A 19,469-nucleotide genomic window follows, 5' to 3' on the forward strand; every position below is an offset into this window, starting at 1 on the left:
CCGCGGCCCCAAAGCCATGACGCACCCGATCTCCGCCGCGACCGCCATCTCCTGCGCCCGCACCGGCACATCAGGCCCCGCAACAGCATGGGCGCTGTCCGCGTACGTCACTGCAGCCTTCGCCTTCAACCCGGCGAACCCGGCCTCCACCTCCCGCGCACCGGCAAGAATATCCAGGCAGCCATCCGCCAACCCCGCCAACGGATCAGCCCCCAAAAACGGCTCGGAGCCGGTCCCATCCGCCTCCGCATTGAGCACGGCAAGGGCAGCACGGATATCCGCAAACGCCCTCGAAACCGCCGCCATTCCCGTAAACCCATCATGACAAGGGGGTACGACATTCCGGCCGGCAGTGTATAAGGATCATCGGCAAGCATTACCTGCCGTAGCACCGGTCCGGCTCAAGGCCTTGATCCCGGCGTAATTGGCGGGGCCGCTCCAGAACCGTGGCCGGGCAGCATGACGGCATGCCCGACCCGGACAAAGCCGAAGAGCCACATAATCACTTCTTCCGCGTCGTGCAGGCCTGTACAACAAATACCGACGCACGCGAGACTGGCGCCATGCGCAAACTGACGTTCGGCATGAACCTGAGCGTGGACGGCTATATCGCCGCGCCCGGCAACGACCTCGGCTGGAGCGCGCCGGGCGACGAGCTGTTCCAGTGGTGGTCCGACCGGGTGGGGACGACGGGGCTGGCGCTGTACGGGCGCAGGCTGTGGGAGACGATGAGTTCGGCCTGGCCAACCGCCGACCAGCAACCCGGCGCCACACCGGCACAGATCGAGTTCGCCCGCCGGTGGAGGGATATGCCGAAGATGGTGTTCTCCTCAACGATCAGCACGGTCGACTGGAACACCCGGCTGGTCAGCGGCGACGCGGTCACCGAGATCGCCCGGCTCAAGGCCGGCGACGGCGGCCCCATGGACATCGGCGGTGCAACACTCGCGGCGGCCGCCATGCGGGCCGGGCTGATCGACGAGTACCTTCTCGTCACCCATCCCGTCCTGGTGGGCGGCGGAACCCCGTTCTTCACCGCTCTGGACAACTGGGTGCACCTGAACCTGCTGGAGACGCGGACGTTCCCCGGCGGTGTGGTCCTTACCAGGTACGAAACCAGGAGCTGAGTGCCGGCTGCAAAGACAACCGGGCCGTCAGGCCCCGCGCCCCTCGCCGGGGCCACCGGTCCCCCGCCACAGGCAGGCATCGACGTCGAATGGCAGCAACTGGTCCTGCTGGGCCATCAGCCTGGCGCCGTGCGCGCTCACCCGTCGCATGAAGTGCCGTCGGCACAGCGTCTCGTACCCCACCACCGGAACGTGCTCCGCTTCGGAGGCAGCGGCGGCGTCCACCACCATGTCCACGTCGCCCACCACCACCTGGGCACCCTCGGTGACCATGACGCCGTCGACCGTCCTGGCGTTGTGCGTGGCACGGCGGCCGCACCAGCACAGCGCCTCAACCTGCAGCACCTGGACGCGGTCCGCCAGCTCAATCAGCCGCTGGGACCCCGGGAACAGCCGGGTCCGGAAGTCGGCGGTGATGCCGAACGCAAAGACGTCGACGTCGATCTCGTCCACCACTTTGGCCAGCTGCTCCACCTGCTCCGGGGTGTAGAACTGGGCTTCATCGCAGATCAGGTAGTCCACCCGCTGGCCCCGGGTGCGGCGGAGCATGACTTCCTCCCAGAAGTCGGTGCTGTCCAGCACCTCCACGGCGTCCGTTTCCAGGCCGAGGCGGCTGGAGATCCGGGACTCGCCGGCGCGGTCGTTGCGGCTGAACCGCACGCCGCCGCGGCCCCGGGCCCGGTGGTTGTAGTCCATCTGCAGGGCAAGCGTCGACTTCCCGCAGTCCATGGTTCCCGAGAAGAAGATCAGTTCAGCCACGCCGGCGGCCCTTTCCCTCAGCCTGGAAGCAGAGCAGCGGAACTTCCCGCTCGGCCTTCGTCAGGGAACCGTGCTGGCCCACCACTTCCATGGCCGTGGGCCGCATCCGCCGGCCATCGTACAGGGCAAGGGCGTCGCGGGCAGCGATCATCACGTCACCGATCCGGCGTTCGACGGCGGGACGCACTTCACCGAACAGTCCCCCGGCAATGGCGTCGTCACGGGTAAAGGCCCAGACCCGGGTGCCAAAGCGCGCCTTCCAGGCCTCCAGCAGGCGTTCCGCGGCGTCCCCGCGGCCGTGCCCGGTGTGGCGGTCCTCCAGGTACAGGTGCACCATGCGCGGTTCACCGGCAGTGTGGCGGACGCCCTCCACCAGGGCAGGGTCGGTGGAGAAGTCGATGCGCTGCGGCCCGGGCACGTCCAGCATGCCGTGGTCCGCGGTCAGGAGGATGGTGGTGCCGGCCGGCAGCGAGGCGTTGAGCCGCTTCACCGTGGCATCGAGTTCCTCGAGCTGGTGTTCCCACTGTTCGGACTGGCAGCCGTACCGGTGGCCGGCCTTGTCCAGCTCGTTCACGTAGAAGTACATCAGGGACGGGCCTGCGGCCGCCATGGCTTCGGCCGCTGCTGCCGTCCGGGCGTGTGCCGTGGTACCGGAAATGAACCTGCCGCCGCGGAGGGCGGCCCGCGTCATGGGCGAGCCGTCGAACTGCGAAAGGCTGACGGTGCTGACGTCCAGTTCACCGGCCACCCGCTCGAAGACTGTGGGGAACGGCTGCCAGGTGGACGGGTCGACGCCGGCATCCCAGTTCCCCAGCAGGTTCACCACCTTGTCCTGGCCAGGGTCCAGGACGTCGTAACCCACCATGCCGTGCTGGCCAGCGGCCAGGCCGGTGCCGAAGCTGGCCAGCGCCGCCGCGGTGGTGGAGGGGAAGGCGGAATCCAGCCAGACGGGAACATCACCCTGCCCTGCCTGGATGACCGAGCGCAGGAAGGGTGTGTGCGCGGTCTTCTGCTTGAGCAGGTTCCTGCCCAGGCCATCGGCCAGCACCACGCAGACGCGGCTGGCGGCAGGAAGGCCAAGGGTGTTGCTGAAACCTTCCACGCCCAGGCTGGCGGCGGCGCTGGTCAGGACCTCAGCTACGGAGCGGCGCCCATAGGCGGGCGGCGGCGGCAGGTCGGGAACGCGGCTGGTGACTGCGGGGGCTGGTACGGCGTGGTGGCTGTCGTCCGGCATCTCAGCGCTGCTGGTGCCCACGGCTGAGCCGGTTGCCGAACACCCCGGAGCGCGGCCTCGGCGCCATGGACTGGACGTGGGACACGGGCGCCGGGGAACCGGTGTTCACGGCCCGCAGGGCACGGGCGAACAGCTTGGCATCCTGGACCGCCTGGAGCCCGTCCGCTTCGGCACTGATCCGCAGGACGATGTCTTCCTGGGCGATGGTTCCGGTGTAGCCGTGGTCCGCTTCGCACTGGGGGTCGCCGCAGCTGGCCGGACCCATGTCCAGGCGCTGGCCGCCGGACCAGGCGATGGACAGCGTGAGTTCGCGCACGGGATCGGACGGTTTGTAGTTCTGCGGCTGGGCGTACATGTAGCTCAACACCACCGACCGGATTTGGGCCACGGGAACGGACTCGGTGGAGATCTGGGCGACGATCTGCTCCCCGGCCTCGTCCAGCTGCTGGTCGTCCACGTGGGTGATGACCAGCATGTCGGAGGTCAGCACCAGCACTGTGATGTGGCGGCGTACCTCGGCGCGGTCGAAGTGGGTTTCGAGGTGCACCAGGTGGGCTACGCACTCGCGGCCGTCCAGGGCGTCATCCACGACATCCGAGACGAGGCGGGGGTAGAACCCGGCCTTCTGCAGCGCATCCTCAAGGCTGCGGCCCTGGACACCGTGGCTGTGTGAGCTGTGCTGGCGGACTGCCTGGTTTTCGTTGCCGGGCGTTTCGGGTGCGGACGCGGGAGGCGGAAAGCTCATGGTCCTATTTTCACAGATCGCGCGGCAAACTTGCGAACCGCGTCAGCCCAGCATGGCCCGGCGCGCACTGTCCGTGCGCTGGGCGGCGTTGCCGATCCGGACATCCGCGGCAAGGATCGTGGCGCCGGAGGTCCCGCACAGGACGGGGTTGAACTCCACCAGCGCGATTTCGGGGTGGTTGTCCTTCATCCAGGCCAGCCTCCCGGCGAGGTCCTCCAGCGCCGCTACATCCACCGCAGGCAGGCCCTGGTAGCCGAACAGCTTCCGGGACGCCCGCGGGGAGCGGATGAAGTCATGCACGTCCGCCGCGGAGAGCGGCGGGACCCGGTGCGCCCAGTCGTCCAGGAGGTTGACGGCGTCCCCGGCCAGGCCGAAGGAAATGACAGGTCCCAGCAGCGGGTCCTCGATGGCCCGGAAGGTGCATGCCTGCCCCACGGGGGCCATCGTCTGGACCTCCAGTGCCGGGTCACCGTAGGCGGCGAGCGCCCTGCGCATCTGCAGCACGTTCTGCCGCAGCGATTCGGCGTCCTCGATGCCCAGCCGCACGCCGCCAAGGTCCAGCCGGTGCCGCAGCGCGGGATCGGTGGTTTTCAGGACGACGGGCCAGCCCAGGCCCTCGGCTGCCTGGACGGCTTCATCCGGCGTGGTGAAGCCGGCCGACGGCAGGACCGGGATGCCGTAGTGGCCCAGGAGGGTGGCGGCGTCGGCCGGATCCAGCTGTTTGAGCTGCTCGCCCGTGACGTCCGCCAGCAGTTCCTCGAGCAGGGCGTCCGCCCGCCGGGGGTCGCAGCCGCCGGGCTCCACAAAGTGCCCCTGATCGCGGGACGCCCATTCGGCGTACCGGACCACGGCCGCGAGCGCCGCGACGGCTGCGCCGGGGTTGGAGAAGCATGGAAGGGTGCACTCCGCGCTCCCCACCATCCCCTCCACGTTGACGCCGGGGTCCAGGATGCCGGTGAACACCGCCACCACGGGTTTGCCGGCCGCTGCCGAGCATTCTGCCAGGACCGCCGCGATCGCCTCCGGGTCAAGGCCGCGGGCCGGGAGCAGGGCGGCGACGGCGGCGTGCACGGTGTCCGGAACGAGTGCCTCGAGCACAGCGGCCCGCAGGGCCGGCAGGGCCACCGACTGGCCGGCGTCCAGGTCGAGCCCGGCGACAACCTGCGTCACGCCCAGTCCATGGGCGGCCGCACTGTCCGCGACGACGCTGCCGAGGGCCTGGGAGTTGCTGAGGATGGCGACGTCGGCCCCGGTGGGGAGCGGCTGGCCAGACACGACCTGCGCCACGTCCACCAGCTGCTCCACTGTCTCGACGCGGATTACCCCGGACTGGCGGAGCATCGCGTCCAGGGCACCCGCCGGCGCCTGCGTGGTGCGGACGGCGTGTCCGGGCGGCAGCCGCAGGCCCATCGTGTCCGACTTCGCCACGATGACAGGTTTGGTGCGTGCCAGGCGCCGGGCGATGCGGGAGAACTTGCGCGGGTTGCCCACCGACTCAAGGTAGAGGCCCACCGCGGACGTGTCGGCGTCGTCCTCCCAGTACTGCATCATGTCGTTGCCCGAGACGTCCGCCCGGTTCCCGGCGGACAGGAGGGTGGACAGGCCCAGGCGGCGCCGGCTGGAGGCGGCGTACAGCGCGACGCCGATCGCCGCCGACTGGCTGAACAGGCCGAGGCCGCCCCGCAGCGGAAGGGTGGGCGCCATGGAGGCGTTCAGGGACACGTCCGGGTGGGTGTTGACGATTCCCAGCGACGCTGGCCCGATCACCCGCATCCCGTTCGCCCTGGCCTGGCGCACCAGGGCGCGCTGGCGCAGCAGGCCGCGTTCGCCGTCGTCCGCGAAGCCCGCGGAGGCGATCACCAGCCCCTTGACGCCGGCGGCCGCGCACTCGGCCACGACGCCGCTGACTTCCTCGTACGGCACCGCGATGATGGCCAGCTGGACCGGCTCGGGAACCTCGGAGAGCCTGCCGTAGGAGATCATGCCGGCAAGTTCCAGCGCTTCGGGGTTGATGGCGTAGACGTGCCCGTGGAAGCCGCCCTCGATGATGTGTTCCAGCAGCTGGTAGCCCACGGTGCCCCACCTGCGGCTGGCCCCGATGACGGCAACGGACGACGGCGTCAGCAGGTCCCGGACGCTCCTCGCCTCCGCACGGTGTTCTCGGGATTCCATCACCGCGCGGGATTTTTCGGTGGGGTCGATGTTGAACTCGAGGCTCACGACGCCGTCGTCGAAGTGCCGCTTGACGTCGTAGCCGGCGTCCGAGAAGACCATCAGCATCTTGCGGTTCTCCGGCAGCACCTCCGCGGTGAATTTCCGGATGCCGTTCTCGTGCGCGGCCGCGGCGAGGTGCTCCAGCAGGATGGAGCCGATGCCCCGCCCCTGGTGGGCGTCGGCGATGTTGAACGCCACCTCCGCCTGGGTGGGGTCCGGCAGCCGGTCGTAGCGCCCGATCCCGATGATTTCGCCGTGGATGGTAATGACGAACGCCACCCGGTCCTTGTAGTCCACCTCGGTAAACCGCTTCAGCTCCTTGGCCGACAGCCTGGCCTTGAACGCGAAGAAGCGCATGTAGATTGAATCCTGCGACTGCCCGGTGTGGAAGGCCTGCACGGCGTCCGCGTCCGAGGGGTGGATGGGCCGCAGGTGCGCTGTCCCGCCGTCACGCAGGACGACATCGGCTTCCCAATGTTCCGGATATTCGCCGTCCCCGGGCTGATCCACCATAGGCTTAGCCTAGCCAAAAACTATCGCAGCACGCCCCGTCTGCTGCGCAGTGACCCAGAAGGATTTACCAGCCCCATGGCCCGCCGCCAAAGCCCAGCCCCGATCGCCGACGACAACTACACGGAAAACATCGTCGATATCGACGTCACCTCCGAAATGCAGGGCTCCTTCCTGGAGTACGCGTACTCGGTGATCTACTCCCGCGCCCTTCCGGACGCCCGGGACGGCCTGAAGCCGGTGCAGCGCCGCATCCTGTACATGATGAGCGACATGGGGCTGCGCCCCGACCGAGGCCACGTCAAGAGCGCCCGCGTGGTGGGCGAGGTCATGGGCAAGCTGCACCCGCACGGCGACGCCGCCATCTACGACGCCATGGTGCGCATGGCGCAGGACTTCTCGCTGCGCCTGCCGCTGATTGACGGGCACGGCAACTTCGGCTCGCTCGACGACGGCCCGGCAGCACCGCGGTACACCGAGGCCCGGCTCGCGGCGGCCGCCCTCACACTGACCAACCACCTCGACGAAGACGTGGTGGACTTCGTCCCCAACTACGACAACCAGCTCACCCAGCCGGACGTCCTCCCCGCCGCGTTCCCCAACCTGCTGGTCAACGGCGCCACCGGCATCGCGGTCGGCATGGCCACCAACATGGCCCCGCACAACCTGGTGGAGGTCATCTCGGCGGCCCGGCACCTGATCGCCAACCCCGATGCCACGCTGGATGACCTGATGAGGTTCGTCCCGGGCCCGGACCTGCCCAGCGGCGGCCGGATCGTGGGCCTGGACGGCATCCGGGACGCCTATGCCACCGGCCGGGGCTCCTTCAAGACCCGCGCCAAGGTGGAGATCGAACAGTTGTCGGCGCGCCGCACCGGCCTGGTGGTCACGGAACTGCCGTACATGGTGGGCCCGGAGAAGGTGATCGAGAAGATCAAGGATGCGGTCAACGCCAAGAAGCTGACCGGCATCAGCGACATCGTCGACCTCACGGACCGCAAGCACGGCCTCCGGCTGGTCATCGAGCTCAAGAACGGCTTCAACCCCACCGCGGTGCTGCAGCAGCTCTACCGGTACACGCCGATGGAGGACTCCTTCGGCATCAACAACGTCACCCTGGTGGACGGCCAGCCGCAGACCCTCGGCCTGGTGGACCTGCTGGGCGTCTACGTCAACCACCGCATCAACGTGGTCCGCCGCCGGACCGTCTTCCGGCTGGGGAAGAAGAAGGACCGCCTGCACCTGGTGGAGGGCCTCCTCATCGCCATCGTGGACATCGACGAGGTCATCCAGATCATCCGGTCTTCCGATGAGGCCGCGGCGGCCCGCGAGCGGCTGATGTCCATCTACGACCTCACCGAGATCCAGGCCAACTACATCCTGGAACTTCGCCTGCGCCAGCTCACCAAGTACTCGAGGATCGAGCTGGAGAAGGAGCAGGACGAGCTGCGGCGCGAGATCGCTGAACTGCAGGCCATCCTGGACTCCGAGGAACTGCTCCGTACCGTGGTGTCCGACGAGCTGGGGGCCATCGCCGAGGAGCACGGCACCCCGCGCCGGACGGTCCTGCTGGAGTCCGAGGCCGTCTCCCCCACCGTCGCCGCCGAACTGGCTGGCCCCAACGGCAAGAAAGGCAAGCCCGCACCGCTGGCGCTGGAGATCGCCGATGACCCCTGCTGGGCCATCCTCACCGCCTCCGGGCAAGTGGCCCGGACCAGCAACCAGGAGCCGCTGGCCGAGGCCGGCCCGCGCGGCAAGCACGATGTGTACACCTCGGTGGTGAAGACGTCGGCACGCGGCGAAATCGCCGCCGTCACCTCCCTTGGCCGCATGCTGCGCCTGCAGGTCATGGACATGCCGGTGCTGCCGCCCATGGCCGGGCTGCCCAACCTCGCCGGAGGTGTTCCCGCCAAGGAATTCCTGACATTGGTGAAGGGCGAGTCCCTGGTGGCCTTCGTGCGCCTGGACGAGGTCCTGGCCATCGGAACCGCCCAGGGCGTGGTGAAGCGCGTGCAGCCGGACTACCCGCTGAACCGGGAGGACTGGGAGGTGATCACGCTCAAGGACAAGGACTTCGTGGTGGGCGTGGCTCCGGCCGCCGCTGAGGACGCCGACCTGGTGTTCCTCACCCGGGAGGCCCAGCTGCTGAAATTCCCCGCGTCCGCCGTCCGTCCCCAGGGGCGGACCGCCGGCGGCATGGCGGGGATCAAACTGGCCGCCGGAGACCAGGTGATCTTCTTCGGGGCCGTGCAGCCCAAGGACGAGGCCGCCGTCGTGGTGACCATCGCCGGCACCAACGGCGCCCTCCCCGGCACCGCCCCGGGCACGGCCAAGGTCACGGCCTTCTCCGAGTACCCGGCGAAGGGGCGTGCCACAGCGGGCGTCCGGTCGCACCGGTTCCTGAAGGGCGAGGACGTGCTGCTCCTGGCCTGGGCCGGGCATGGCCCGGCGAAGGCTTCCTCCGCGGCGGGGGTGGCCAGGTCGCTGCCGCAGGAGCACGGCCGGCGCGACGGCTCGGGCGTCCCGCTGTCACAGGCCGTGGACGCGGTGGGCCCGGCCATGGCCTGGGCCGTGGAACCGGCGGCGGAACGCTAAACGCGGGGTTCCGGTGCTACGCCGCCACGTCCCGGCGCCGGAATCCGACGACGGCGAGCGCCAGCAGCACCGCGGCCGTGCCGGCGGCCACCAGCACGCTGTCCCACGCGACTCCCTGCCGCAGCGGATCGTGGGCAATGTACTGGAAGAACGGGGACGCCTTCTGGATCCGGTCAAAGACGTCCACCAGCGGCGCCAGCGCGTTCACGATGTACGCAAGTACAGCCAGCACGGCCGGCAGTCCCCGGCTGAGCCCGGTGTGTCCGGTGCCCGCCGACAGCGCCAGCGCCAGCGAACCGAACACGACGCCGAGCAGCGCCAGGTGCAGCATGGCCGCCGCCACCTTGTCCGGCGGAAGGACCATGTCCACCATGTTGCCTTCCAGCACCAGGGACACACCCATCACAGCCGCCAGGACGAACGTGCCCACGACCATCGCCAGGAATTTGTCCACCACCACCCTGCCGCGGCCAACCGGGTTGGACAGCAGCAGGTCCATGGTGTGCCGGTCCTCCTCCCCGCCGATGGCGCCCGCACCGGCACTGACGGCATAGATCAGCACCGCGATCGGCCCCATGAAGGACAGCAGTTCCACCTGGATGTACCCGGCAGGGGTGGACATGTCTGCGCTGGAGGTGGCGAACAGGGAGCGGAAGGCTTCGGGCATCTGGTCGATGAAATCGCTGAATGAGGGCTGGGACTTGATCGAGGGCCAGATTGCCGCGTACGTTGCCACGATCAGTGCCAGCGACACCGCCCAGGCCAGCAGTGTCCTGCCCTGGTCCCGGAGCGTCTTCAGGAGGATGTTAGCGAGCATGCCGGGCCGCCGTTTCCCCGGGCGCTGAATGGCCTGGCGCCGCGTTGCCTGGCAGTGCGGGGCCCGGCGCGGGGGACGTGGAAACGCCGTTGGCGTCCATGCCGTAGTAGCCCAGGAACGTTTCCTCCAGCGGCGCTTCGGAACACTCGAAGTCCTCCACCTGCCAGGCGCTGATGCGCTTCAGCAGCGCGTCGAGGGCTGCCTGCGGGGCGCTGCAGGTCAGCGAGCGGCCGTCCACCCGCAGGTCGCGCACACCCGGAACCCCGGCGAAATCCTCCGCGGGCACGTCCCCGGCGAAGCGGGCGCGGACCCGGTGCAGTGACCGGGCGGCAAGGTCCTGCAGCCGCTCCACCGCCACGAGTTTCCCCGCCCGCACCACGCCGATCCGGTCGGCGACGCGCTCCACCTCGCCCAGGACGTGGGAGGAGAACAGTGCAGAACCCCCGGCGGCCGTGTGTTCGAGCAGGACCGCGTGGAAGACCTGCTGCACCAGCGGGTCGATGCCGCTGGTCGGTTCGTCCAGGACCAGCAGCCGCGGCCGGGACATCACAGCCAGGACCACGGCGAGCTTTTGCCGGTTGCCGCGGGACAGGGTGCGGGCTGGCCGGCCAAGGTCCAGGTCCAGCCGGGACGCGGTCCTGGCCGCCAGTGCGTTGTCGTCCCGGTGCCGCAGGTGGGCGCAGTAGGCAATGTGCTGGTGGCCGGTCAGCCGGTCGTAGAGTGCCGGCTCGCCGGGTACGTAGCCCACCAGCCGGTGGACCTCGCGGGACTGCCGCCACGCGTCAAGGCCCAGCACCTGCGCGGTGCCGGCAGTGGGCCGCAGCAGGCCCATCAGCAACCGGATGGTGGTGGTCTTTCCCGCCCCGTTCGGTCCCAGGTACCCGAACACTTCGCCGGGCCCGATGGTGAGGCTGACGTCGTCGAGCGCCATTGTCCGGCCGAAGCGCTTCGTCAGCCCTGCGAGCCGCACCATATCTTCCTCGCTCATATGGCAAGGCTAGGCGCGGCGGCCGGGGCGTTCCAGAGTCGTTCGTCCCGCGGCGGCACGGCCGCAAACGGACCCGGCCGACGGATCCGGCGCTTCCCGCCTAGACTGCTCTCATGCCTATCATTCCCGATGAAAAGGACTGGACCTGGGTCCTCTCCCGCACCTGCCCGGAATGCTCGTTCGATGCCTCCACCGTGACGCCGGCGACGGTTCCGGGGAGCATCCTGAGCATGCTCCCCCGGTGGCGGGCGGTGCTGCGCCGGCCGGACGTGGCGGAGCGCCCCGATGACCAGACCTGGTCGCCGCTGGAGTACGCCTGCCATGTCCGTGACGTCTTCACCTTGTTCGACCAGCGGCTGAACCTGATGCTGGCCTCGGAGGACGCGCGGTTCGATGACTGGGACCAGGACCGGACGGCCGTGGAAAAGGACTACGCAGGCGCCGACCCCGCCGAGGTCAGTGCCGAGCTGGCCGCCGAGGGCGAGCAGGCGGCCGAGTCATTTGCCGCCGTCCGGGAGGAGGACTGGCCGCGGAAGGGCCTGCGCAGCAACGGTTCGGAATTCACCGTGCTGACCCTTTCCCGGTACTTCCTGCACGACGTCGTCCACCACCTGCACGACGTCGACGGGTAGCGGCGGACGGTCCCGGCGCTTTGGACCGCTAGCGGGAACCGGCCAGCGTTCCTGCCGGCCGGCCGGAGGCGGCCGCCAGGTCAAGCCGCGTGTCCCCGGGCTGGATGTCGGCGGGATTGTGCGTGACCAGCACCACGGTGCGGTCCTTCAGCCCTGCGCGGAGGTCGGCCAGCATAGCCGCGGCGGACTGCGCATCCAGGTGCGCCGTGGGCTCATCCAGCAGGATTACGGGCGCACCGGTCATCAGGGTCCGGGCGACGGCCAGGCGCTGGCGCTCACCGCCGCTGAGGAAGGCTCCGCCCGGGCCGATCCGCGTGTCCAGGCCTGCGGGCAGCCGGCGCACCAGCGGCGCCAGTCCGACGGCGGCCAGCACCGCCTGCAGTTCGCTGTCCACGGCCGTGTCCGCAGCACCGTCCCGGCCGGGCCGTCCCAGCAGCAGGTTGCCCCGGATGGTCGAGTCGAAGAGGTGGGCTTCCTGCGGGCACCAGGCCGCCTGGCCCGTGACCCTGGCCTCGCCGTCGGCGACGGGCAGGAAGCCGAGCAGGACCGACAGCAGAGTGGACTTTCCGGAACCCGACGGGCCGGTGACCGCCAGCCAGCGTCCCGGCTCCGCTGCGGCGTCCAGTCCCGCGAAGACCGGGGTGCCGCCGGGCCACGCTGCGGACAGGGCCGCCAATTCGACCCCCGGCGCACGGCCGTTCCTGGCCGGGACCGGCTGCAGGCCCGTGGCGCCTCCGGCCTGGTCCGCCGGCTGCACCCCATCCGGAACCCCGTCCAGCGCGCCGGATGCCCCCACGCGGCGCACCACGGTGCGCAGGGCCGGGAACTGGCGCACCGCCGTCGTCATGGCCGCGTACGGTTCCACCAGCGCAAGGAGCAGCAGGACCACCACGGCCGCGGTGGCAGGGGCAAGGCGTGCCGCCTGGACGTCCGGGGCCGCCAGCCACGCGGCGGCGAGCGCCGCCGCACCGCAGCCGGCGGTGGCGACCGCGTGGCCCAGGCCGTCAGCCCAGGCGGAGCGCTGGGATGCCCGGGTGGCTTGCCGGTCTTCTGCCCTGATGTCCTCGAGCACCCGCGCCGCCACCCCGTTGGCGCGCAGTTCCGCCCGGGCGTCGAGCGCCGCCGCGACGCGCCGCAGGACCCCGGAACGCAGGGCCTGCTCGCGCACGGCAGACCGGTGGTCGGCCCAGAGGGCGGCGGCCGGCGCCAGCAGCAGGCCGGCACTCGCCGCCGCGATGACCGCCGGAAGCGCTGCCGGCACCAGGATGCCGGTGGTGGCCAGGGCCAGCGCCGACACGGCAAGCGCTGTGAGCGGCGGCAGGATGACGCGCGGCAGGAGGTCGCGGATGGTGTCGACGTCGTCAATCACCGTACCCAGTACGTTGCCGCCCTGGAGCAGCCGCCGCAACGACAGCGCCCGCCGGCTCAGCGTTTCCCAAAGCCTGCCGCGCAGCCGGGTCAGGGCGGCGAAGACGGCGTCGTGCAGCAGGAGCCGCTCCCAGTAGCGGAAGACGGCGCGGCCGATGCCAAAGAACCGGACGCCCACGATGGCCGTCAGGAGGTACAGGATGGGCGGCTGTTCGCTTGCGCGGATGATCAGCCAGCCGGACAGGCCGGACAGCGCGACGGCGAACACGGCCGCCATGATGCCGACCAGGGCCGCGGCGGCGAACTTGCCCCGGACGGGCGACAGGATGGCGGCAAGGAGCCGGACGGCTCCCGAAACGGCCGGGGCTGGTCCGGCCGCGGCGGGGACATTCCGTCCTGCGCTGTCTCGTCCTGCGCTGTCGGGCACTGCACTGTCCTGGCCTGCGTTGTCCGCCGCGTCCACCGGTGTCGTTCCCTGCCCGGCGGGTGCGCTGGTGTGCTGTGCGGGCAGCACCGCGCCGGCTGCGCCCGTGCGTTCCTCCGCGCCCGGCTCCGGCAGCCCGGCCGGGTGGACGGGAACCAGCTGGTCGGCGAGGTACCGGGTGCGTTCGTTGTGCGCCACCAGGATGACGGTGACCTGCCCGCGGAGCCCGCGGATCGCGTCCTCGACGATGGCCGCGGACGCTTCGTCGAGGTGGGCCGTGGGTTCATCGAGCAGCAGGAGGCTGGCCCCTGTTTCGATCCTGGCGAGTCCCCGGGCCAGCGCCACCCGGCGCAGCTCGCCGGGGCTCAGTTCGGCCTGGTGCTTTCCGGCCAGGTGGCCGGCTCCGGCGCGCGCCAGGCAGCGTTCTGCCGCTCCGACCGCGGAGCGGGCGGTGCCGCGTCCGGAGTCGGGAGTGAGGTAGAGCAGGACTTCGTCGAGGACGGTGTCGGCCACCATGGCCGGATGTTGCGGCACCCAGGCCACGGCGTGGCGGTCCAGGTTCCGGATGGCTCCGGTGATGCGGGTCCCGCCGCCGTTACCCACTGTTCCCGCCAGCACGCCCAGCACCGTGCTCTTCCCAGCACCGCTGGGACCGTCCAGGGCGGTGATCCTCCCCTGCGGGGCGGTGAACGTGAGCGGCCCGACGGCGGCGCCGGACCTGCCGCCGTACGCCACCGACAGCGCATCGACCTCGAGGGGGGCCGCGGGCCTGCCCGCCTTGGCGGCGGGCAATGGCGTGTGCGCGCCGTCCCCCATCACCGCGGTGGTTTCCGCGAGCGCGGCACGGCCGTCGTCGCTGGCGTGGTGGGCGGTGCCCAGTTCCCGCAGCGGAAGGTAGCAGTCGGGCGCCAGGAGCAGGGCCAGCAGTCCCGCTTCCAGCGGCATGTCGCCGTGGACCAGCCGGACGCCGATGAACACCGCCACGACAGCTACGGAGATGGTGGCGATGAGTTCCAGGGCCAGGGCGGAGAGGAAGGCGGTACGGAGGGTGCCCATGGTGCGGGTGCGGTATTCCTCGGAGATCTCCTCCAGGGCCTTGCGCTGGGCGGTGGCACGGCCCAGCCCCACGAGGACCGGCAGGCCCTTGGCGAGTTCGAGCATGTGGGCGGAGAGCCTGGCCAGCGACGCCTGCGCCTCGCGGACGCTGTCCTCCGTGTACCGGCCGATCAGCACCATGAAGACCGGGATCAGGGGTACGGTCAGGACGATGACGACGGCGCTGACCCAGTCGGCGAAGAGGATCCGCGCTCCCAGCAGCAGCGGGATGGCGGCGCAGTTGACCAGGGCGGGGAGGAACTGGGTGTAGTAGCTGTCCAGGGCATCGAGTCCGCGGGTGGCGAGTACGGCCAGGCCGCCGTCGGCGGGTCCCGCGCTGCGTACTCCAGTGCCCAGCGCGTGCCCGAGCAGCCCGGCGCGGAGTTCCTCCTTGACGCCGAGGGCTGCGCGGCGGGCCGCCACAGCCTGTCCCCAGACCGTGAGGGACCGCAGGACGACGCCGGCGGCCCCGGCCGCCAGCTGCCCTTCCCAGTCCGGGTTCCCGGCAACCAGTCCGGCGAGGATGGCTGCCACCGCCTGGCCCACGAGGACCAGGGAGAAGGCTTTGAGCGCCGCCAGGAGTCCCAGCCAGTAGAGTGCCGAACGGGTTGCGGGACCGGAAGGGAAGGTTGACCGCACGTCAGCCCTTGGTGGTGAATGCCTTGGCGGCGATGGCCGGGAGGAAGCTGTGCGCCTCGGGGATGGAGGCGGCGCTGACCCGGCGGCGGAAGACCCAGTAGGTCCAGGCCTGGTAGGCGATCACCAGGGGCAGGCCGAAGGCAGCCACTACGCTCATCAGCCCCAGGGTGTAGTCCGAGGAGGACGCGTTGGAGATGGTGAGGTCGAAGGCACTGTCCACCGTGGAGGGCAGCACCACCGGGAACACGGCGCCGAAGATGGAGGCGGTGCCCAGGACCAGGAAGGCGCCGAGCGCCAGGAAGGCCCTCCCTTCGGATCCGTTGCGTGCCAGCAGCCAGGCAGTTGCCGCTGCGGCCACTGCGAGGACCACGGCCACCCAGGTCCAGGGCTTTCCGTCCAGGAACTGGATGCTGAGCGCCCATGCTGCGATGGGCACGAGCAGGACCGGCAGGAGGCGGACGAACCACTGCCGGGCGCGGTGCCGGACCTCGCCGTCAGTCTTGAGGGCGAGGAAGGCCAGGGCGTGCAGCAGGGAGAAACCCACCACGGCCAGGCCGCCCAGCACCGCGTAGCCGCTGAACCAGGCCAGGGGGCCGCCCTCGCGGTCGCCGTTCGCGTTCAGCGGCAGCCCGGTGGTGGTCAGTGCCAGCGCGGCACCCACGCCGAAGGCGGCGAAGAGGGATCCCAGGGCGATGGCCCAGTCCCACCGGTTGCGCCAGCTGTCGGTGTCCACCTTGCCGCGGTACTCGAAGGCCACGGCGCGGAAGATCAGGGCAAGCAGCACGACCAGCAGTGGCAGGTACAGGGCTGAAAACAGCGAGGCATACCAGAGCGGGAAGGCGGCGAAGGTGGCGCCGCCGGCGGTGAGGAGCCACACCTCATTCCCGTCCCACACCGGCCCGATGGTGTTCAGCAGCACGCGGCGTTCGGTGTTGTTGCGGGCGAAGGCCTTCATCAGCATGCCGACGCCCAGGTCGAAGCCCTCCAGGAAGAGGTAGCCGGTCCACAGCACTGCGATGGCAATGAACCATACGGTGGGAAGCAGTTCCATCGTTCGATTCCTCTGCTAGTAGGCGAAGGCCAGGACGTCGTCGGCGGGTTTGGCGCCGCCGGGGCCGCCCGGAGTGGCGTCCTCGTTCTCGTCCACCGGTACGTGTCCCAGTTCGGGCATCGCGGAGACCACGCCGCCGCGGATGTACTTCACCAGCAGCTTCACTTCCACCACCAGGAGCACGGCGTAGACCGCGGTCAATGCCACCAAAGACGCGATCAGTTCCCCGGCGGAGACGCCCGGCGACACGGCGGCGGCGGTGAACATGAACACCTGGTCGATGCCGCTGGGATCCGGGTTGGGTGCCACCACGAAGGGCTGGCGGCCCATCTCGGTAAAGATCCAGCCGGCGGCGTTGGCGCCGAAGGGTGCCAGGATGCCGAAGACGGCAAGCCGCATGAGCCACCGGGATTCCGGCACGGTGCCCTTGCGGGTGAGCCACAGCGCAACCAGCGCGGCCAGCGCGGCGAGTGCGCCGAAGCCGATCATCATGCGGAAGCCCCAGTAGGTCACCTCCATCACCGGCACATACTGGATTTCCTGGCCCGCGCGATCGCCGTAGATCGGGTTGTCCGGCAGGTTCGTCCCGTAATTGGCCTGGTACTCGGGCAGCAGGCTGTTGACGCCCTTGACCTCGGTGGTGAAGTCACCCTTGGCCAGGAAGGACAGGATGCCGGGGACCTCGATGACGGCCACCACGTCGTCGCAGTTCTTCGACCCCACGTTGCCCACGCTCAGGACGGAGAAGCCGGTGCCGTCGTGGCAGGCGGCCTCCGCGGCGGCCATCTTCATGGGCTGCTGCTGGAACATCAGCTTGCCCTGGAGGTCGCCGGTGACGGCGGTGCCGGCAAAGGAGATCATGGCCACCACGGCGCCGATCCGCAGGGAGCGAATCCATACGTTGTAGTCGGTACGGTCACGGCCCGGGATGCCGGTGTCCGCACCGGGGACGGCGCGGCCATCGGCACCTACCGTGTCGACGCCGTCGTGCCTCCGCCGCCACAGGTGGTACCAGGCGATGCCCAGCAGGAACCCGCCGGCAACGGCCAGGGCGCCGAACAGCGTGTGGGGAACCGCAACGAGGGCGGTGTTGTTGGTGAAGACGGCCCAGGCGTCGGTCATCACCGGACGTCCGTTGACCATCTCCACGCCCACCGGGTGCTGCATCCAGCTGTTGGCGACGATGATGAAGTAGGCAGAGAGCGCGGAGCCTATGACGGCGACCCAGAGGCAGGCCAGGTGGATGGCGGGCTTGAGCTGCTTCCAGCCGAAGATCCACAGCCCCAGGAACGTGGATTCGACGAAGAAGGCCAGCAGCGCCTCGAGGGCAAGCGGCGCGCCGAAGACGTCGCCGACGAAGCGGCTGTATTCGCTCCACGCCATGCCGAACTGGAACTCCTGGACGATGCCGGTGGCCACGCCCATGATGAAGTTGATGAGGAACAGCTTCCCCCAGAACTTGGTCATGCGGAGGTATTCGGGCTTGCCGGTGCGGTACCAGGCGGTCTGGATCACGGCGACCACCAGGCCGAGTCCAATGGTCAGCGGCACCATCATGAAGTGGTAGACGGTGGTGATGCCGAATTGCCAGCGTGCGATTTCCAAGGCGTCCAAGGCAGTCCCTACTGTTAGGCAACGCAGTTCTTCTACGTTTTGTAGAACTCTAACTTCTACAAAGTGTAGAACACGATGGCCGGGCGGCAAACCTGGCCCCCTTCCAAGGATGGCGCTTCCGGCCGCAACGCGCCATATGTTCTACCCGGTGTAGAAAGTCGGACGGTTTCCGGGTAAATTTAGTTGTGTAGTTGAACAACCGCGTGAAGTCACCGGCGCTGGAAGGCGTCCGGTGCGGGGATACAAAGGAAAAGTGCGATGGCTAGTCTTGGTGAACTGGAACGGGCAGTAATGGACCTGCTCTGGGCGGCCCAGGAAGCGGCTACAGCCAACACCCTGAGGGACCAGCTGGCCCGGACGTCGGCGGCGCAGGGCGGCTCCGGCCACGAGGGCAAGGAACTGGCCGTCACCACCGTGCTGACCGTGCTCTCGCGGCTGGAAAAGAAGGGCCTGGTGGAGCGCGAACGCGGCACCCGGCCGCACCGGTACCAGGCCGTGTCCAGCCGGGCGGACCACACCGCCGAACTCATGCACGAGGTCCTGGGCTCCGCCCCCGACCGTGAAGCCGTGCTGGCGCGCTTCATTGGATCCGTCTCCGAGGGTGAGGCCGAAACACTGCGCAAACTGCTTGGCCACGCGTAGCGGACCATGTTCTGGGCCTCATACCTGCTGGCGGTCCTTGCAATAATCCTGGCCTGGCCGGTCCCGGTTCTCCTGTCGCGTGCACAGTGGCCCGCGCGGTCGCCCTTTACGGCGATGCTCCTCTGGCAGGCAATTGCACTCGCCGGCGGGTTGTCCATGATCGGCGCCATGCTGGTCTACGGCCTGGAACCGGTCGGGGACAACCTGATCGCCGGGCTCCGGGCCCTGGCGGCCATGGTGCTCTTCAACGCCCCCACCACCGCGCTCGGGTTTTGGCATATCTTCGCTCTGTCAGCCGCGGCCCTGCTGACAGCCCACCTCGTCTTTACCCTGCTGCTGACCTACTACAAGATCCAGCGGCAGCGCCGGCGGCACCGCGAACTGCTTGCCCTGCTCGCTTCGCCGGCCGGCCAGGACGCGGGAACGCTGGTCATCAGCCACGACTCCCCCGTGGCCTACTGCCTCCCCGGCGGCGCCCGCTCCGTGACTGTCCTGTCCGATGGACTCATGGCAGCCCTCGAACCGGCGGAACTGCGGGCCGTCCTCAGCCACGAAAACGCCCACCTCAGCCAGCGGCACCACCTGCTCCTCTGGGCCTTCGCGGCCTGGCGGCAGGCGCTGCCGTGGCTTCCCACCACCCGGCTGGCGCAGGAATCCGTCAACTCCCTGATTGAGATGCTGGCCGACGACGTCGCCTTGAAGACCGAGAGCAAGGCAACGCTCATCAAGGCCATCGCCATCGTCGCCAGCGGTTCCGCAGGTAATGCCGCTGCCGAACTCCGGCCGGCCTCTCCCGGGCTTGCCCTGTCGGGCCTTGAGCCCGGGCCGGGCGGTCCGGGTGCGGACGCCGTCCGGACCACGGCTTCGCGGGTCAGCCGCCTGCTGTCCCCCCAGCCTCCGCTCCCTGCCGCCGTCCGCAGCCTCGTGCTCGCCTGCTCCATCCTGCTGCTGGCGCTGCCTACTGCCCTGCTGGTGGTTCCCGGCCTGCTCGACTGAACTTCCGCCGTCGTACGCT

At 69.6% G+C, this 19,469-nt stretch carries 14 protein-coding genes and 1 pseudogene; 5 read left to right on the forward strand and 10 right to left on the reverse strand.

The features are described 5' to 3' along the window. Window positions 1-306 (reverse strand): annotated as a pseudogene (locus ACYSM9_RS18710) (HNH endonuclease signature motif containing protein); the annotation flags it as partial. A gap of 257 nt (window positions 307-563) precedes the next feature. Between ACYSM9_RS18710 and ACYSM9_RS18715 the strand changes: the two are divergent. Then, the gene (locus tag ACYSM9_RS18715) at window positions 564-1,127 is read left to right on the forward strand and encodes a dihydrofolate reductase family protein (protein ID WP_461858462.1); all 564 of its coding nucleotides are present in this window, start codon (window positions 564-566) and stop codon (window positions 1,125-1,127) included. 27 nt (window positions 1,128-1,154) lie between these two features. Here the strand turns inward: ACYSM9_RS18715 and ACYSM9_RS18720 are convergent, their stop codons facing one another. From ACYSM9_RS18720 to ACYSM9_RS18735, 4 genes are read right to left on the reverse strand one after another with little or no spacing between them, the layout of a single operon-like run. Then, window positions 1,155-1,886 (reverse strand): thymidine kinase, encoded by a 732-nt coding sequence (locus ACYSM9_RS18720; protein ID WP_461858463.1) that lies wholly within the window; start codon window positions 1,884-1,886, stop codon window positions 1,155-1,157. After that, entirely contained in the window at window positions 1,879-3,120 is a 1,242-nt protein-coding gene (locus tag ACYSM9_RS18725) for an alkaline phosphatase family protein (protein WP_461858487.1), read from the reverse strand. Before ACYSM9_RS18725 ends, ACYSM9_RS18720 begins: the two co-directional genes overlap by 8 nt. A 1-nt stretch (window position 3,121) precedes the next feature. Beyond that, window positions 3,122-3,865, reverse strand: coding sequence for a DUF5998 family protein (locus tag ACYSM9_RS18730; protein WP_461858464.1), 744 nt, complete (start codon window positions 3,863-3,865; stop codon window positions 3,122-3,124). A 42-nt stretch (window positions 3,866-3,907) separates the two neighbouring features. Further along, complete coding sequence (locus ACYSM9_RS18735) at window positions 3,908-6,592, reverse strand: bifunctional acetate--CoA ligase family protein/GNAT family N-acetyltransferase (RefSeq protein WP_461858465.1); 2,685 nt, start codon at window positions 6,590-6,592, stop codon at window positions 3,908-3,910. Between the two features lie 75 nt (window positions 6,593-6,667). Between ACYSM9_RS18735 and ACYSM9_RS18740 the strand changes: the two genes are divergently transcribed. Continuing rightward, window positions 6,668-9,184: a DNA gyrase/topoisomerase IV subunit A gene (locus ACYSM9_RS18740; RefSeq protein WP_461858466.1), complete on the forward strand. Its 2,517-nt coding sequence runs from the start codon at window positions 6,668-6,670 to the stop codon at window positions 9,182-9,184. A 16-nt stretch (window positions 9,185-9,200) separates the two neighbouring features. On the opposite strand, the gene ACYSM9_RS18745 is transcribed toward ACYSM9_RS18740, so the two are convergent. Together ACYSM9_RS18745 and ACYSM9_RS18750 are read right to left on the reverse strand one after the other, a co-directional pair. Next, a complete protein-coding gene (locus ACYSM9_RS18745) occupies window positions 9,201-10,001 on the reverse strand; it encodes an ABC transporter permease subunit (RefSeq protein ID WP_461858467.1) in 801 nt (266 codons plus the stop codon). Next, on the reverse strand, window positions 9,991-10,989 hold the full coding sequence (locus ACYSM9_RS18750) for an ABC transporter ATP-binding protein (RefSeq protein WP_461858468.1): 999 nt from the start codon (window positions 10,987-10,989) through the stop codon (window positions 9,991-9,993). The genes ACYSM9_RS18745 and ACYSM9_RS18750 overlap by 11 nt, the downstream gene beginning before the upstream one ends. A gap of 113 nt (window positions 10,990-11,102) precedes the next feature. On the opposite strand from ACYSM9_RS18750, the gene ACYSM9_RS18755 reads away from it, so the two are divergent. After that, complete coding sequence (locus tag ACYSM9_RS18755) at window positions 11,103-11,621, forward strand: DinB family protein (RefSeq protein WP_461858469.1); 519 nt, start codon at window positions 11,103-11,105, stop codon at window positions 11,619-11,621. Window positions 11,622-11,649: 28 nt separating this feature from the next. On the opposite strand, the gene cydD is transcribed toward ACYSM9_RS18755, so the two are convergent. The 3 genes from cydD to ACYSM9_RS18770 are packed head-to-tail and all read right to left on the reverse strand — an operon-like array spanning window position 11,650 to window position 17,812. Next, window positions 11,650-15,147 carry a thiol reductant ABC exporter subunit CydD gene (gene cydD, locus ACYSM9_RS18760; RefSeq protein ID WP_461858470.1) on the reverse strand — a complete coding sequence of 1,166 codons (3,498 nt, stop codon included), beginning with the start codon at window positions 15,145-15,147 and terminating at the stop codon, window positions 11,650-11,652. Between the two features lies 1 nt (window position 15,148). After that, entirely contained in the window at window positions 15,149-16,198 is a 1,050-nt protein-coding gene (gene cydB / locus ACYSM9_RS18765) for a cytochrome d ubiquinol oxidase subunit II (protein ID WP_461858471.1), read from the reverse strand. 15 nt (window positions 16,199-16,213) lie between these two features. Next, a complete protein-coding gene (locus ACYSM9_RS18770) occupies window positions 16,214-17,812 on the reverse strand; it encodes a cytochrome ubiquinol oxidase subunit I (RefSeq protein ID WP_461858472.1) in 1,599 nt (532 codons plus the stop codon). A gap of 258 nt (window positions 17,813-18,070) precedes the next feature. On the opposite strand from ACYSM9_RS18770, the gene ACYSM9_RS18775 reads away from it, so the two are divergent. Both ACYSM9_RS18775 and ACYSM9_RS18780 read left to right on the forward strand, forming a co-directional pair. Then, window positions 18,071-18,454 carry a BlaI/MecI/CopY family transcriptional regulator gene (locus tag ACYSM9_RS18775; protein WP_461858473.1) on the forward strand — a complete coding sequence of 128 codons (384 nt, stop codon included), beginning with the start codon at window positions 18,071-18,073 and terminating at the stop codon, window positions 18,452-18,454. A gap of 6 nt (window positions 18,455-18,460) precedes the next feature. Beyond that, window positions 18,461-19,450, forward strand: a complete 990-nt coding sequence (locus ACYSM9_RS18780) for a M56 family metallopeptidase (RefSeq protein WP_461858474.1) — start codon at window positions 18,461-18,463, stop codon at window positions 19,448-19,450. The last annotated feature ends 19 nt before the right edge of the window (window positions 19,451-19,469 follow it).

The sequence above is a fragment of the Arthrobacter sp. C152 genome (assembly GCF_054890965.1).

Excerpts from the sequence above, each read along its gene's own strand:
- ACYSM9_RS18715 (WP_461858462.1), top strand. The coding sequence starts at position 564 with ATGCGCAAACTGACGTTCGGCATGAACCTGAGCGTGGACGGCTATATC.
- ACYSM9_RS18725 (WP_461858487.1), bottom strand. The coding sequence starts at position 3,120 with ATGCCGGACGACAGCCACCACGCCGTACCAGCCCCCGCAGTCACCAGC.
- ACYSM9_RS18730 (WP_461858464.1), bottom strand. The coding sequence starts at position 3,865 with ATGAGCTTTCCGCCTCCCGCGTCCGCACCCGAAACGCCCGGCAACGAA.
- ACYSM9_RS18735 (WP_461858465.1), bottom strand. The coding sequence starts at position 6,592 with ATGGTGGATCAGCCCGGGGACGGCGAATATCCGGAACATTGGGAAGCC.
- ACYSM9_RS18740 (WP_461858466.1), top strand. The coding sequence starts at position 6,668 with ATGGCCCGCCGCCAAAGCCCAGCCCCGATCGCCGACGACAACTACACG.
- ACYSM9_RS18745 (WP_461858467.1), bottom strand. The coding sequence starts at position 10,001 with ATGCTCGCTAACATCCTCCTGAAGACGCTCCGGGACCAGGGCAGGACA.
- ACYSM9_RS18750 (WP_461858468.1), bottom strand. The coding sequence starts at position 10,989 with ATGAGCGAGGAAGATATGGTGCGGCTCGCAGGGCTGACGAAGCGCTTC.
- ACYSM9_RS18755 (WP_461858469.1), top strand. The coding sequence starts at position 11,103 with ATGCCTATCATTCCCGATGAAAAGGACTGGACCTGGGTCCTCTCCCGC.
- cydB (WP_461858471.1), bottom strand. The coding sequence starts at position 16,198 with ATGGAACTGCTTCCCACCGTATGGTTCATTGCCATCGCAGTGCTGTGG.
- ACYSM9_RS18775 (WP_461858473.1), top strand. The coding sequence starts at position 18,071 with ATGGCTAGTCTTGGTGAACTGGAACGGGCAGTAATGGACCTGCTCTGG.
- ACYSM9_RS18780 (WP_461858474.1), top strand. The coding sequence starts at position 18,461 with ATGTTCTGGGCCTCATACCTGCTGGCGGTCCTTGCAATAATCCTGGCC.